This window comes from Curtobacterium sp. NPDC087080, from assembly GCF_044745105.1.
In the GTDB taxonomy this organism is placed as follows: Bacteria; Actinomycetota; Actinomycetes; order Actinomycetales; family Microbacteriaceae; genus Curtobacterium.
Window position 1 is genome coordinate 574865 of sequence record NZ_JBIUZP010000001.1, and the last position, 14952, is coordinate 589816.

A 14952-nucleotide genomic window follows, 5' to 3' on the forward strand; every position below is an offset into this window, starting at 1 on the left:
GGCCACCCCGCGCCCCCCCCACCCCCCGTGTCTATTTCCCCCCCCCCCCCCCCCCGGCGGGGGGGCGGGGGCCCCGGGGCCCCCGCGCCTCCCGTTCGTTCGTGGGTCGCGTCCGTGTTCCTGGGTCGCTTCAGGCGATCCGCTTGAACGCCTTGTCGACGTAGCGGTCGACCGTGGCGCGCGCCTCGCGTGCGTACCGGTCGATGGTCGCCGTCCGCTCCGGGTCCGGCGCGTACTCGCGACCGAGTCGCGTGGTCGCGGCAGCGAGCACCGCGTCGGTCAGCTGCGGGTTGAGCGGCAGGATCGGCCCCTGTGTGTGCGTCCCGAAGGACGGACCCGAGACCGCTCCCTCGACAGCGGCACCGGCCTGGTTGCCGCCCCCGGAGACGACGTCCGCGAAGGGCTCCACGCCCGGGCCGAGCTCGATGCGCGTCGCGTGGTCCTCGAACCCGGCGAGACGCGTCGACGCTCCGGGCAGGAGGGGGTAGCGCGTGTCGAGCACGAAGTAGTTCACCCGGCGCTCGGCACCACGGACGGCCCGCGCGTCGAACACGCCGAAGCCCGCGACGGGCGAGCCCTCGGTGGGGACGACCTCGTTGGTGGCGAGGTCGAAGCCCCCGCCGACCGCCACGACGGGCACACCCGAGGCGGCGAGGTCGCGGAGCGGCGCCCCGATCCGCGTGACGTCGGCCCCGAGCGAGCGCATCGCGCTGAGCGGACCGTTGCCCACGACGACGACGTCGGCCGCGGTCGGCAGGTCGTCGCCCGGCGCGTACTCGACGACCTCGGTCGCGATGCCGGCGGCCTCGGCACGACGCGTGAGGGCCACGACGTTGCCGCGGTCCCCCGAGACACCCATCTGACGCGGGTAGACGTGCAGGATGGTCAGCCGTTCGGCCGTCATGCGGTCTTCTCCATGTCCCCGTGGCCCAGGGCCTTGCGGGCGATCATCATGATCTCGTAGTTGACGATGAAGTTCTTCGTGCCCGACGTCGTCGAGCCGAGCTGCTCCATGTGCCGGATCGCGGCCTCGACGTCGGGCTCGACCCGGCCGATGCGGACACCGGCGTGCTCGAGCGCGATCGCGATCTGCCACGCCTTGTCACCGGACACGACGTCCACGTGGTCGAGCTTCGAGAAGTCGATGTCGTAGATCCACGAGATGTCCGGCGTGCCCTCGTCGATCGCCATGAGGACCTGCTCCGGGCGGTCCGGCAGGGCGTCGAGGTTGAGCTGCAGGCTGGCTGCGTTCTTGAACATCGTGAACTCGGCGGACTCGCCGGCGATGGGCAGGCGCTCCCCGCGGCCGTACGCCGGCTTCATCGTACCGAAGGCCTTCGTCACGGCGTCCGCGCGGAACTGTGCGCCGAGCGCGGCACTCGCGGTCGCCGTCGCCGCAGCGGCGTCCACCGCGTAGTGCAGACCGCGCGCCGGCAGGCGGACGGGGATGTCGGTGCCGTCGAAGCGGATCGTCGCACCGTCGCCCGTGTTCACCACGACCTCGGACTCCGCCGGGTTCGGTTCACCGGCGGTCCGGTCGAAGTCGTCGGCGTTCTGCAGGCCGTTCGGGGCTGCGGCGACGACCTCGGCGCTCGCACCGAAGCGGAGCACGCGCTGACCCGAGCGGGCCGCGTACGCGTCGAGGAACTGGTCGTCGCGGTTCGTGATGACGTTCGCCGTCGACAGCGCCGCGGTGTCGAGCATCATCGTCGCGACGCGCTCGGTCTCGAAGAAGCGGTAGAGCTGGTCGACCTGCACGTTGAGCATCGTCACCGTCGACGGCGACAGGATGCCGGCGAGCTCGACCGCGAAGGCCTCGTCCACCTCGAGGATGCCGATGTCCGCCTTGAGCCGGCCGGTCAGCGACACCTCCGACAGCAGCGCCGAGGCGATGCCCTGCGGCAGGTTCGCGCCCGACGGGTTGGTGAAGACGCGGAGGCCGTGTGCACGGACGATGTCCGAGATCATGTGCGTCGTCGTGGACTTGCCGTTCGAGCCGAGCACGAAGACGACGCCGTTCGGGAACTGCTTCGTCACGTGCTGCAGGAAGTCCGGCACGAGCTTCAGGACGATGTAGCCCGGGTAGGCGGATCCGCCGCCCCGCGCACGAGCGAGGGCGCGGAGGATCCGCCCGACCAGGATCGGGATGAGGAAGCGCATCGGCCTACTCGAGGTAGTCGCGGAGCGACTGCGACCGGGACGGGTGGCGGAGCTTCGCCATCGTCTTCGACTCGATCTGACGGATGCGCTCGCGCGTCACGCCGAACGTGTCGCCGATCTGGTCGAGGGTCTTCGGCTGACCGTCACCGAGGCCGAAGCGCATGCGGATGACACCCGCCTCGCGCTCGGACAGGGAGTCGAGCAGGCTCTCGAGCTGCTTCTGCAGCATCGTGAAGCCCACCGCGTCGGCCGGCACGACCGCCTCGGTGTCCTCGATCAGGTCGCCGAACTCCGAGTCGCCGTCCTCGCCCAGCGGGGTGTGGAGCGAGATCGGCTCGCGGCCGTACTTCTGGACCTCGACGACCTTCTCCGGGGTCATGTCGAGCTCGCGGGCGAGTTCTTCCGGCGTGGGCTCGCGACCGAGGTCCTGCAGCATCTGGCGCTGCACGCGGGCCAGCTTGTTGATGACCTCGACCATGTGCACCGGGATGCGGATCGTGCGTGCCTGGTCGGCCATGGCGCGGGTGATCGCCTGACGGATCCACCAGGTGGCGTACGTCGAGAACTTGAAGCCCTTCGTGTAGTCGAACTTCTCGACCGCACGGATCAGACCGAGGTTGCCCTCCTGGATGAGGTCCAGGAACTGCATGCCGCGGCCGGTGTAGCGCTTCGCGAGCGAGACGACCAGGCGGAGGTTCGCACCGAGCAGGTGCGACTTCGCGCGCTGGCCGTCGCGGGCGACCCAGCGGAGCTCGCGCTCCTCGGGCTTCGACAGCCCGGTCGAGTGCTGCAGCTTGTCCTCGGCGAACAGGCCGGCTTCGATCCGCATCGCGAGCTCGACCTCCTGCTCGGCGTTGAGGAGCGCGACCTTGCCGATCTGCTTCAGGTAGTCCTTGACGGGGTCGGCGGTGGCACCGGTGATCGTCGTCGAGTAGACCGGGGCCTCGTCGTCGTCCGACTGCGAGATGACGAGCGCGCCCGCGGCGACCGCTGCTGCGGCGTCCGGCTTGGCGTCCTTCTCCTCGGTCTCGGTCTCCTCGACGTCGTCGGTCGTGTCGACGGCGTCCTCCGCGGGCTCGACGACCTCGTCGTCCTCGTCCTCGTCGTCGGCCTGCTTCTTGGCGCGCGTGCTGGTCTTCTTCGGTGCGGCCTTCGCTGCGGTCTTCTTCGCGGCGGTGGTCTTGGTGGCGCGCTTCTTCGGCGCAGCCTTCCCCTCGGCCGCGTCGGCGTCGTCCGCCGCGACGGCCTCGGGCTCGGTGTCCTTCGTGGGATCGATCGTCGTGCTCCGGGCAGCCATGCGATCACCTCTCTCGTCGTGCCACGTTCGTGGGGTCGTGGCCTCCCTCGCCGCCCAGGGCCTGGGCCGCGGTCTCCCGCGTCGTCAGGTCCTACCGTTCCGGGCAGCATGAGGACCCATGTCAAGTCCCCCGGTTCCCGCGGCGCGACGAGGCGACGTGGAGACGAGGGGCCCGAACGGGTCCGTCCTCCATTATTGCACGGCCTTCTTCCGCAGGCGCGCAACGAGTGCAACCCAGAGCGGTCCCACCCGTATTCCGTCCTGTGCGTGCATCTCTCGCCGGGTGCGCCTGCGCGCGAGCAGCAGCATGACGACGCCGAAACCGACGACCACGTACTGCACGGTGAGCGCGACGCGGAAGTTCTCCCAGGCGAAGACCGTCCGACCCGTCGCTCCCGACACGACGTCGAGCAGCGTCCCGATGAGGAACATCATCACGAAGGCGGCCAGGAAGCCGCCGACGTTCACGACCCCGTTGGCGGAGCCCAGCGACCCGACCGGGTTGAAGCTGCGGGCGAAGTCGAAGCCGATCAGCGAGCCGGGGCCGCCCACGCCCATCGCGAGCACGAGCAGGACGAGCAGCCACGTCGGCGGGTGCCCCGGCCAGAGCAGGACGGCGGTCCACACCACGCCGAGCGCGAGGACGATGCCGAGCACGAGGTTCGACCGACGGAGCGGGAACCGGGCACAGAGCACGCCGAGCACCGGCCCTGCGACGAAGCCCGTGACGACGATCACGGTGAGGAAGCCCGCGGCCTCGGACGGGCTGTACCCGAGACCGCGCAGCATCGGGACGCCCCAGAGCAGCGAGAACACCGTGCCAGACGACTGCGTGACGTAGTGGGACCAGAAGCCGAGCTGCGTGCCCGGGCGGCGCAGCGCGTGCCCGAACGTGTGGAGGGCGCCGCGCCACGAGTGCGACAGGGGCAGCGGGATCGTGTCGGTACGTACCGCCACCGGGCCGTTGCGGACGAAGACGACCGCCAGCACGAGGCCGACCAGGCTCGCGGCCGCGGCGACCCCGAACGCCGGGGTCCACCCCGCGGTGTGCAGGAGCACGGCGAACGGGAAGGCCGACAGGACCTGCCCGACCTGGCCGAGGTTGCCCGTCCACTGCGAGATCTGGGGCAGGATCCGGCCGCTGAACCACATCGGGACGAGACGGATCACCGAGATGAACGTCATCGCGTCACCGGCGCCGACGAGCACCCGACCCGCGATGGCCGGGCCGATGGTGGGCGAGAACGCGACGACCGCCTGCCCGACCACGAGCAGCGCGGCGCCGAGCAGGACGAGCCTGCGCGGACCCACCCGGTCGAGCGCGATGCCCACCGGGATCTGCAGACCGGCGTAGACGGCGATCTGCACGACGGCGAGGGTGGAGAGGACCGCTGCCGACACCGCGAAGCGGTCCTGCGCGTCGACCCCGGAGACGCCGAGCGACGAGCGCTGCACGACGGCGAGGACGTAGGCGAGGACCGCGACGCCCCAGACGAGGAAGGCACGGCGGGAGTTCACCCGACCAGGCTACCGACGCGCGCCCCGCACCCGACGCGGGCTGTGGAGGACGGGAGGCGCGGTGCGGGCTGTGGACGAGCCTCCAGGCCGGACGCGGTGCGGGTGCTCCCCGTCGGCCGTTCCGCGCGCCGCCGCCGGTGGACGGTCGCCGTCAGTCGGTCGGCGCGTCGCCGTCGGGACGGCGGTCGGCCAGGAAGCGCTCCAGCTCGGCCGCGATCGCGTCGGCGGTCGGGACCTCGCCGTCGACGTTCGTCAGGGGCGACGCGACCGGGTTGCCCTCCATGTACGTGTCGTGCCGTTCCTCGAGCACGCCGACCAGGCGCTGGAGCTCGGGGTTCCCCGCGACCTGCTCGTCGACCCGGGTCCGGAACTCGCGGTCCGACTCCCGCAGGGCGTCCGTCGGGAAGATCAGCCCCGTGGCCGCCGAGATGCTGGAGAGCGCGGTGACCGCGGCGTCGGGGAACTCGGTGTCGCCGAGGTAGTGCGGGACGAGCAGGACGAGCCCGGTGACCTGCTCGCCCAGCTGCGTCAGCCGGTGCTCGACCAGGTGCAGGACGTTCGCGGGGGCCTGGGTCTCCGGCTTCCAGACGCTCATCTGCTCGACGAGGTCGGCACGGGTACCGGACACCGTCAGGCTGATCGGGCGCGTGTGCGGGACCGGCATCGGGATGGACTGCAGCCAGGTGGTGTCCGCCACCTGCAGCCGCTCGGCGAGGCCCGTGACCGCGTCGACGAAGCGGTTCCACTGGAAGTCCGGCTCGTACCCGGTGAGGAAGAGGAACGGCTGCCCGAGCTCGTCGCGCACGAGGTGCAGGGCCAGACGCGGGGGCTCGACGGCGGTGATGTGGTCGTGCTCGAACGTGATGACCGGCCGACGTGCACGCCAGTCGAGCAGGACGTCGGGGTCGAACTCCGCGACGAGCTCGTGCTCGAGGCCGTCGAGGATCGAGGTCGCGACCTGCGCGACGGCGGACCCGGCGTCGACGAAGCCGGTCAGGCCCGCGACCAGGTGCAGCCCGGCCGGGACGGTCGGCGCGCCGTCGGGAGCGGAGTACAGGTCCTCGGGGTGGTTCACCGTCCCCATGCTAGGCGGCACCCCCGACCGACCCCGCGCGGCGACCCGACGCTCTCGGCGAACACCTGCTGGCTAGGCTTGGCGCATGGTCCGACCGACGCTCTCCACCACCACCTCGACCCCCTCCGACGTCGACGCCGACGTCCTCGTGCTCGGCGTCCGCGCGGGCACCGACGGCGGCGCCCCCGCGATCGCGACGAGCGCCGCCGGCGCGCTCGACGCACTCGCCGACCTCGACCTCGGCTCCGTCGGCGTCACCGGCGCGAAGGACCAGCTCGTCCGGCTGCCCGGCACCGGCGTCGCCGCGGCCGGCATCGCGCTCGTCGGCCTCGGCTCGACGGTCGACGCCGTGTCCGTCCGCGCCGCCGCCGGCAGCGCCGTCCGACAGCTGCCCCAGGTGTCGTCGATCGCCCTCGCGCTGCCCACCGACTCGGCCGAGCTCGTCGACGCCGCGCTCGAGGGCGCGGCACTCGGCTCCTACGCCTTCACCCGCCACAAGGGCACCGGCACGACCGCTCCGGCCCGGGGCGACCAGCGCATCGAGGTCGTCGCGCCGGCCGACACCGCCGCCGACGCCACCGTCCGCCCGGCGATCGTCGCCGACGCAGCGGCCCTGGTCCGCGACCTCGTCAACACCGCAGCCGGTGACCTCGGCCCGGCGGACGTCGCCGACGTCGCCGTCGCACAGGCGGAGGGCCTCCCGCTCACCGTCGAGGTCCTCGACGAGCAGCAGCTCGAGGAACAGGGCTTCGGTGGCATCCTCGGCGTCGGCCGCGGCTCGGAGCGCCCGCCGCGCCTGGTCGTCGTCCGCTACGAGCCGTCGTCGGCGTCGAAGCACCTCGCCCTCGTCGGCAAGGGCATCACCTTCGACTCGGGCGGCCTCTCGCTGAAGCCCGCCGCGTCGATGCTCGGCATGAAGACCGACATGACCGGCGCCGCGACCGTGCTCGCCGCGACGATCGCCGCCGCGCGCCTCGGGCTCGACACGAAGGTCACCGCGTGGCTCTGCCTCGCCGAGAACATGCCGTCCGGTTCCGCGACGCGCCCCGGCGACGTGCTCACCCTGAAGAACGGCAAGACCGTCGAGGTCACGAACACCGACGCCGAGGGGCGACTCGTCCTCGGCGACGGCATGGCGGCGGCATCGCTCGAGCAGCCCGACGCGATCGTCGACGTCGCCACGCTCACCGGTGCGCAGGTCGTCGCCCTCGGGGACCGGACGACCGGCCTGATGGGCAGCGACGACCTCGTCGCCCGTGTCCGCGCGGTCGCCGACGCCGTGGCCGAGCCGATCTGGCCGATGCCGCTGCCCGAGGAGCTCGACGCGCGCCTGGCCAGCGACGTCGCCGACATGGTCAACGCGACGGTCGGCAACCCGGCCGGCGGCATGCTCCTCGCGGGCAAGTTCCTCGAGCGCTTCGTCGGCGAGGGCATCGAGTGGGCGCACCTCGACATCGCCGGCCCCTCGGAGCACAAGGGCGGCGGGTACGGCTGGCTCGGCAAGGGTGCGACCGGCGTCATGGTCCGGACGCTCGTCGGGCTCGCAGAAGAGCTCCAGTCCAGGTAGTAGGTTGGTGACCGGCGGGCTGCGCACCGACGCGCGTCCGCCGGAACCAGCGGGACGGGACCGGAACCATGCGGTCCGACCGTCGGACGCCGCCGCCGCGGTGTCCAGTGGGGTCCGACCGGGATCCCGACACGCACGAGGGAGTTGCACCAGGTGACGGAACAGACTTACGACGTCGTGGTCCTCGGTGGCGGCAGTGGTGGCTACGCCGCTGCGCTCCGGGCCGCCGAGCTCGGCATGAGCGTCGCGCTCATCGAGGGAGACAAGCTCGGAGGGACCTGCCTGCACCGCGGCTGCATCCCGACCAAGGCGCTGCTCCACGCCGCCGAGGTCGCCGACGCCACCCGCGACGCGGAGAAGTACGGCGTGATCGCCGAGTTCGCCGGGGTCGAGGTGCCGAAGGTCATCGACTACCAGCAGGGTGTCATCAACTCGAAGTACAAGGGCCTGCAGGGGCTCGTCAAGGCCCGCGGCATCACCGTCGTCGAGGGCTGGGGCCGCCTGACCTCGCAGAACACCGTGCAGGTCGGCGACCAGACCGTCACCGGCAAGAACGTCGTGCTCGCCACCGGTTCGTACTCGAAGTCCCTGCCGGGCCTCGAGATCGGCGGCCGCGTGATCACGTCCGAGACCGCGCTGAAGATGGACTACGTGCCGAACAAGGTCGTCATCCTCGGTGGCGGCGTCATCGGCGTCGAGTTCGCCAGCGTCTGGAAGTCCTTCGGCGCCGAGGTCACCATCGTCGAGGGCCTGCCCCACCTCATCCCCGCCGAGGACGAGTCGATGTCGAAGCAGCTCGAGCGCGCGTTCCGCAAGCGCGGCATCGAGTTCTCGCTCGGCGTCCGGTTCGACCACGTCGACCAGCACGAGAACGGCGTCGTCGTGACGCTCGAGGACGGCAAGACGTACGAGGGCGACGTGCTCCTCGTGGCGGTCGGCCGTGGCCCGCTCACGCAGAACATGGGCTTCGACGAGGTCGGCGTCGCGATGGACCGCGGCTTCGTCACCACGAACGAGCGCCTGGCCACCAACCTGCCGAACGTGTACGCCGTCGGCGACATCGTCCCCGGCCTCCAGCTCGCGCACCGCGGCTTCCAGCAGGGCATCTTCGTCGCCGAGGAGATCGCGGGGCTGAACCCGGTCGTCATCTCGGACACGAACATCCCGAAGGTCACCTACTCCGACCCCGAGGTCGCCTCGGTCGGTCTCTCCCAGGCCAAGGCGGAGGAGGAGTACGGCAAGGACAAGGTCGACTTCTACGAGTACAACCTCGCGGGCAACGGCCGCAGCCACATCATCGGGACCTCGGGTGCCGTCAAGGTCGTCCGTGTCGTCGACGGCCCGGTCGTCGGTGTCTCGATGATCGGCGCGCGCGTCGGTGAGCTCATCGGTGAAGCCCAGCTCGCGGTGAACTGGGAGGCGCACCCGGAGGACGTCGCACCGCTCGTCCACGCGCACCCGACGCAGAACGAGGCACTGGGCGAGGCCTTCCTCCACCTCGCGGGCAAGCCGCTGCACGCGCTGTGACAACCACGTCCACCGTGCGCACCGAGACAATGACAACCACCACCACAGCAACCCGCGAACAGGAGCCCACCCGATGAGCGAATCCGTCAACCTCCCGGCGCTCGGCGAGAGCGTCACCGAGGGCACGGTCACCCGATGGCTGAAGAACGTCGGTGACCGGGTCGAGGTCGACGAGCCGCTGCTCGAGGTCTCGACCGACAAGGTCGACACCGAGATCCCGTCGCCGATCGCCGGCGTCGTCGAGGAGATCCTCGTCCAGGAGGACGAGACCGTCGAGGTCGGCACCGCGCTGGTCAAGATCGGCGACGGCTCCGGCTCCTCGGACGACCAGGGCGCGGACCAGGACGCAGCCGCAGCCGAGCAGAGCGAGCCCGAGACGGCACCGAGCACCGAGCAGGGCGAAGAGCAGAAGGCCCCCGAGCCGCAGCAGGCCGACCCGGCACCCGGTGGCCAGACCCAGCCGGCGGCCCCGCAGGCGCCGTCCGCTCCCCCGGTCCCCCAGGCTGCTCCGGTGCCGCCGCCCGCCGCCGTGCCGGCAGCGGTCCCGGCTCCGGCCGCCGCCCCGGCTCCGGCCGCTGCCCCGGCACCCGCCGCCTCGGGTGCGACCGCCTCGGCGTCGGTGCCGAACCCGAACCAGGACGCCTCGGCCTCCGGCTACGTCACGCCGCTCGTGCGCAAGCTCGCCAACGAGCAGGGCGTCGACCTGTCGACCGTCTCCGGCTCCGGGGTCGGTGGCCGCATCCGCAAGGAGGACGTGCTCGCCGCCGCCGCGAAGGCGTCGTCCGCCGGTTCGTCGGCTCCGGCCGCCGCTGCCGCCGGTCCGTTCGTGGCCGAGACCTCGCCGCTCCGCGGCACCCGCGAGAAGATGACGCGCCTCCGCAAGGTCGTCGCCGAGCGTGCCGTGCAGTCGATGACCTCGACCGCACAGCTCACCAGCGTCGTCGAGGTCGACGTCACGAAGGTCGCGCAGTTCCGTGACGCGAACAAGGCCGAGTTCCTCGAGAAGACCGGCTCGAAGCTCAGCTTCATGCCGTTCTTCGCCCTCGCGGCGTCCGAGGCGCTCAAGGCACACCCGAAGATCAACTCCACGGTCGAGGGCGACGAGATCGTCTACCCGGACCACGAGAACGTCTCGATCGCGGTCGACACCGAGCGTGGCCTGCTCACCCCGGTGATCAAGGACGCGTCGGGGCTGTCGCTCGCCGACTTCTCGAAGGCGATCGCGGACCTCGCCGAGCGCACCCGCAACAACCAGCTCAAGCCCGACGAGCTCGCCGGCGGCACGTTCACGCTGACCAACACCGGTTCGCGTGGCGCGCTGTTCGACACCCCCGTCGTGTTCCTGCCGCAGTCGGCGATCCTCGGCACGGGCATCGTGACGAAGCGCCCGGCGGTCGTGAAGGTCGACGGGCAGGAGGCGATCGCGATCCGTTCGTTCGTCTACCTCGCACTGTCGTACGACCACCGGATCATCGACGGCGCGGACGCGTCGCGGTACCTCGTCGCGGTGAAGAACCGCCTCGAGGAGGGCAACTTCGGCCCGAACCTCGGCTACTGAGTCGACGGTCCGATCCACACCGGACGGCCCCGGTCCCCTCAAGGGACCGGGGCCGTCCGGCGTCCCGGGTCCGGGCTCGGGGCTCGGGTCTCCGGGCTCCGGGTTCCGGGCTCCGGGTTCGGGCCTCCGGGCTCCGTCAGAGCAGGCTCGTCATCGCGGTCACGAGCCCGCCGGTGACCACGGTGCCGACCACGACGTGTCTGACCGGTACCCGTCGCCCGCGACCGAGCGGGACTCCTCGCTCCACGAAGTCCCGCACCACCTGCGCCACCGTCCCGACGACGTCCCCGGCGTCGATGGGAGCGGGTCGGCCGGCGCCGGGTTCCTCGTCGAGGAACACGGAGGCGGGTCTGCTCCACCGCACGGGCCTGGGCGGGGCGGCACCGACGACGAGGTCGAGCGCCTCGGAGATCGTCCCGGCGTCGCCGCTGCGAGCAGCATCGAGGACGGGGTCGAGGGTGTGGCGCGCCCCCGACCGGGCGTCCACGCGGTCCCACACCGCCCGGGCGGCGGTGACGAGCTGACCGGCGCCGTCGAGGTCGACGGACGCCGGGAGTGGGGGCAACCGCGATCCCGGACGACCGGCCGGTGGCACCGGCTGCTGTGGCTCTGGACCAAGTGGCGCTGCGTCGGTGCAGACCGGTGCTGCCCCGGATGGGTCGTCGGCCACGATGATCGCTCCGGCCTCGTCGACGCGCACGGCTCCGAAGGGCACGACGCCCAGTTCGACGGCGCCCGATCGTGCCCGTGCCGCGAGTTCGAGCAGGGGCACCGTGAGGGTCACCGCGACGCCCTCGGTCGGGACGCCGAGCGCATCGAGGGCGTCCTCGAGGGGCCTCGCGCTCGGGTGCAGGACCTCGGCCGCGAGGTGCCCGCGCAGGCACCTGCCGACGCGGGTCACCGGTACGAGGTGCGGACCGACGCCGGCGGCGCGGTCCGCGACCCACCTCGAGAACGCGACCGGGTCGCGGGAGCCACACCACCGGATGCCGTCTGCTGTCGTCGTCATGGTGACGAGCATCGCGGAGGCGGGGCGGGCCTCCAGGCCGGGGACGAGGGTCTGTGGACGGCGCCGTTCGCCCACAGCCTGGTGCCCAGCGGTCCACGAGCGATGGTCGAGGCCGTATCCTGGTCGCATGGCACGCAGCACTCCCCAAGCAACGACGGCGAAGGAGCCGGGTCGTCTCAAGCAGATGTACCAGGTCTTCACGATGACCCGTCGGGCCGACCCGAAGTCCGTCTGGTGGTTCCTGCTGGCGTTCGTCGGCCCCGTCGTGGCGGGCGTGCTGCTCGCGCTGCTCCTGCCGGGGCAGAACTGGCTCGCGATCACGCTGTGGATCGTCGCCGGTGTGCTGCTCGGTGTGCTGCTCTTCCTCATCGTCCTCGGTCGTCTCGCGGAGCGCGCCGCGTACTCGCAGATCGCCGGCCAGCCCGGTGCCGTCGGCGCGGTGCTCTCGAACTCCCTGCGTCGCCAGTGGCGCTCGAGCGAGATGCCCGTCGCCGTGCACGGCCGGTCGCAGGCCGCCGTCTACCGCGCGGTCGGCACCCCCGGCGTCGTCCTGATCACCGAGGGGCAGCGCGGCAACCTCAAGCGTCAAGTGGACGAGGAGCGCCGCAAGGTCCAGCGCATCGTCCCGAACGTCCCCGTGCACGTGGTCCACGTCGACGACGACGAGGACGGCGTGACGCTGCACAAGCTGCCGCGGGCGATGAACAAGTACAAGAAGGCGCTGAACCGCAACGAGGTCCTGGCGGTCGCGAACCGGCTCGACTCCCTCACGCACAGCCCGGCGGCCGCGATCCCGAAGGGCATGGACCCGATGCGGGCTCGTGCCGGACGGCCGCGCTGACCGTCCCTCACGACGTCACGACGACGCCCCCGACCGTGCCAGGTCGGGGGCGTCGCCGCGTTCGGGGCTCGCGGCGCAGCGCTCGGCCGTGCGGGTGACGGTTGTGTTGCCGAAGCGACGAGCGTTGGTACGGCTTGCCGGAACGACACGGCCGCTGTCGTACGACGACGGTCTTGTCGCATTGCCCCCGCTGGCGGTCGATCAGCGGGCCGAACGACACCACCGCTGTCGTTCGACGTCGACGGTGTCGTTCCACGTCGTTCACACGCAGCGACGCCGCCGTGCCCGCCGCCGCCCCCGCCGTTCGCGCCCCGGCCGCTCGCTCCCCGCCGCGCGCACCTCCCGCCGGATCAGCGCCGGACGAGGACCGTCCCGGCGATGCGGTCGTGCGCGCCCCGGCTGTCGCGGTCGATGATGAGCGCCGGGACGACCAGGCAGAGCAGCACCGTGCGGACGATCGGTCGCCACACCCCGACGTAGCCGCCGCGGATCGGGACGACCCGGAGCCCCACGCAGACGTGCCCGAAGGACCCGGAGAGCGTGCAGATGAACAGGACCTGCAGCGCGGCGAAGATCGCGAGCTGGATCCAGGTGTGCGCGATGTCGCCGGACCCCTCGAGCGGCGACCACACCCCCGTGACGTACGCGACGAGGTCGGCGAGGATGCCGTCGATGAGCAGTCCGACCACGCGGCGACCGATGCGGCCGACACTGCGCGGACCGTCCTCCGGGAGCCCGAGGTCCTTGCCCGGCCAGCCGTCCGGGTGCTCCCCACCGGGGTGTGCCGAGGACGCCGAGGGCGGGGTGGTGCTGCGGGCCATGCCTCAAGGGTAGGCGACTCCGTGCCCGTAACACGCACGAAACAATGCAGTCATGTCCGGGAAACCCGGTGTCAATAGCCTCGTCGGAGGGTGCACCCGCGGCACCTCCGACATCACCTACCCCCCAGGAGATCGACACACATGTTCAGCGATTCCTCTGAGGTGCTCGCCTTCATCAAGGACACGGACGTCAAGTTCCTCGACATCCGCTTCACGGACCTGCCCGGTGTCCAGCAGCACTTCAACATCCCGGCGTCGACGGTCGACGAGGACTTCTTCTCGGTCGGACAGCTCTTCGACGGCTCCTCGATCCGCGGCTTCGCGTCGATCCACGAGTCGGACATGCAGCTCATCCCGGACGTGACGACGGCGTACATCGACCAGTTCCGCGCCGAGCGCACGCTGATCATGATCTTCGACATCTACAACCCGCGGAACGGCGAGATCTACGGCCGCGACCCGCGCCAGGTGGCGAAGAAGGCCGAGAAGTACCTCGCGTCGACGGGCATCGCGGACACCGCGTTCTTCGCCCCCGAGGCCGAGTTCTACATCTTCGACGACGTCCGCTACTCGGTCACGCAGAACAAGTCGTTCTACTCGGTCGACTCCGAAGAGGGCGCCTGGAACACCGGCCGCGAGGAAGAGGGCGGCAACCTCGCGAACAAGACCCCGTACAAGGGCGGCTACTTCCCGGTCTCCCCCGTCGACAAGACGGCGGACCTGCGCGACGACATCACCCTCAAGCTGATCGAGGCGGGCTTCGAGCTCGAGCGCTCGCACCACGAGGTGGGCACCGGCGGCCAGCAGGAGATCAACTACAAGTTCGACACGATGGTCCACGCCGCGGACGACATCCTGAAGTTCAAGTACATCGTCAAGAACACGGCCGACCAGTGGGGCAAGGTCGCCACGTTCATGCCGAAGCCCCTCTTCGGTGACAACGGCTCGGGCATGCACACCCACCAGTCGCTCTGGTCGGACGGCAAGCCGCTCTTCTACGACGAGAACGGGTACGGCGGCCTCTCCGACCTCGCTCGTTGGTACATCGGCGGCATCCTGAAGCACGCCCCGGCGCTGCTCGCGTTCACGAACCCGTCGATCAACTCGTACCACCGCCTGGTCAAGGGCTTCGAGGCTCCGGTCAACCTGGTCTACTCGGCCGGCAACCGCTCCGCCGCGATCCGCATCCCGATCACCGGCACGAACCCGAAGGCGAAGCGCATCGAGTTCCGCGCGCCGGACGCCTCGGGCAACCCGTACCTCGCGTTCGCCGCGCAGCTGATGGCGGGCCTCGACGGCATCCAGAACCGCATCGAGCCGCACGAGCCGGTCGACAAGGACCTCTACGAGCTCCCCCCGGAGGAGGCCAAGGGCATCCCGCAGGTGCCGGGCTCCCTCGACGAGGCGCTCGACGCGCTCGAGGCGGACCACGAGTTCCTCACGAAGGGCAACGTCTTCACCGAGGACCTCATCCAGACGTGGATCGACTACAAGCGTGAGAACGAGATCCTCCCGCTCGCGCAGCGTCCGCACCCGTTCGAGTACGAGCTGTACTTCGGGGTCTGACCCTCGCTACCAC

12 protein-coding genes are annotated in these 14952 nt (G+C 71.1%); 5 read left to right on the top strand and 7 right to left on the bottom strand.

All coding sequences use genetic code 11. The features are described 5' to 3' along the window. Positions 1-130: 130 nt before the first annotated feature. The 5 genes from ACIPEQ_RS02685 to ACIPEQ_RS02705 form a co-directional block, all read right to left on the bottom strand. On the bottom strand, positions 131-904 hold the full coding sequence (locus ACIPEQ_RS02685) for a type 1 glutamine amidotransferase (protein WP_402713914.1): 774 nt from the start codon (positions 902-904) through the stop codon (positions 131-133). Further along, positions 901-2160 carry a MurT ligase domain-containing protein gene (locus tag ACIPEQ_RS02690; protein ID WP_402713916.1) on the bottom strand — a complete coding sequence of 420 codons (1260 nt, stop codon included), beginning with the start codon at positions 2158-2160 and terminating at the stop codon, positions 901-903. The genes ACIPEQ_RS02685 and ACIPEQ_RS02690 overlap by 4 nt, the downstream gene beginning before the upstream one ends. A 4-nt stretch (positions 2161-2164) precedes the next feature. Then, positions 2165-3457: an RNA polymerase sigma factor gene (locus ACIPEQ_RS02695; protein WP_402713917.1), complete on the bottom strand. Its 1293-nt coding sequence runs from the start codon at positions 3455-3457 to the stop codon at positions 2165-2167. A gap of 192 nt (positions 3458-3649) precedes the next feature. After that, positions 3650-4975: a nitrate/nitrite transporter gene (locus ACIPEQ_RS02700; RefSeq protein ID WP_402713919.1), complete on the bottom strand. Its 1326-nt coding sequence runs from the start codon at positions 4973-4975 to the stop codon at positions 3650-3652. 151 nt (positions 4976-5126) lie between these two features. Beyond that, a complete protein-coding gene (locus ACIPEQ_RS02705) occupies positions 5127-6059 on the bottom strand; it encodes a PAC2 family protein (protein WP_209825125.1) in 933 nt (310 codons plus the stop codon). 76 nt (positions 6060-6135) lie between these two features. Between ACIPEQ_RS02705 and ACIPEQ_RS02710 the strand changes: the two genes are divergently transcribed. The 3 genes from ACIPEQ_RS02710 (at position 6136) to sucB (ending at position 10702) form a co-directional block, all read left to right on the top strand. Then, entirely contained in the window at positions 6136-7617 is a 1482-nt protein-coding gene (locus ACIPEQ_RS02710) for a leucyl aminopeptidase (RefSeq protein WP_402713922.1), read from the top strand. Positions 7618-7770: 153 nt separating this feature from the next. Then, positions 7771-9144: a dihydrolipoyl dehydrogenase gene (gene lpdA / locus ACIPEQ_RS02715; protein WP_126890782.1), complete on the top strand. Its 1374-nt coding sequence runs from the start codon at positions 7771-7773 to the stop codon at positions 9142-9144. A 73-nt stretch (positions 9145-9217) separates the two neighbouring features. After that, positions 9218-10702 carry a 2-oxoglutarate dehydrogenase, E2 component, dihydrolipoamide succinyltransferase gene (gene sucB, locus ACIPEQ_RS02720; RefSeq protein ID WP_402713924.1) on the top strand — a complete coding sequence of 495 codons (1485 nt, stop codon included), beginning with the start codon at positions 9218-9220 and terminating at the stop codon, positions 10700-10702. 136 nt (positions 10703-10838) lie between these two features. Here sucB and ACIPEQ_RS02725 read toward each other — a convergent pair whose 3' ends face one another. Further along, positions 10839-11711 (bottom strand): hypothetical protein, encoded by an 873-nt coding sequence (locus tag ACIPEQ_RS02725; protein ID WP_402713925.1) that lies wholly within the window; start codon positions 11709-11711, stop codon positions 10839-10841. Between the two features lie 127 nt (positions 11712-11838). On the opposite strand from ACIPEQ_RS02725, the gene ACIPEQ_RS02730 reads away from it, so the two are divergent. Then, on the top strand, positions 11839-12552 hold the full coding sequence (locus ACIPEQ_RS02730; RefSeq protein ID WP_058728606.1) for a DUF4191 family protein: 714 nt from the start codon (positions 11839-11841) through the stop codon (positions 12550-12552). Between the two features lie 350 nt (positions 12553-12902). Here the strand turns inward: ACIPEQ_RS02730 and ACIPEQ_RS02735 are convergent, their stop codons facing one another. Further along, positions 12903-13373 (bottom strand): RDD family protein, encoded by a 471-nt coding sequence (locus tag ACIPEQ_RS02735; RefSeq protein ID WP_058728605.1) that lies wholly within the window; start codon positions 13371-13373, stop codon positions 12903-12905. A gap of 141 nt (positions 13374-13514) precedes the next feature. Here ACIPEQ_RS02735 and glnA point away from each other — a divergent pair, with 141 nt between their 5' ends. Further along, positions 13515-14939, top strand: a complete 1425-nt coding sequence (gene glnA, locus ACIPEQ_RS02740) for a type I glutamate--ammonia ligase (RefSeq protein ID WP_092387442.1) — start codon at positions 13515-13517, stop codon at positions 14937-14939. Positions 14940-14952 lie beyond the last annotated feature (13 nt).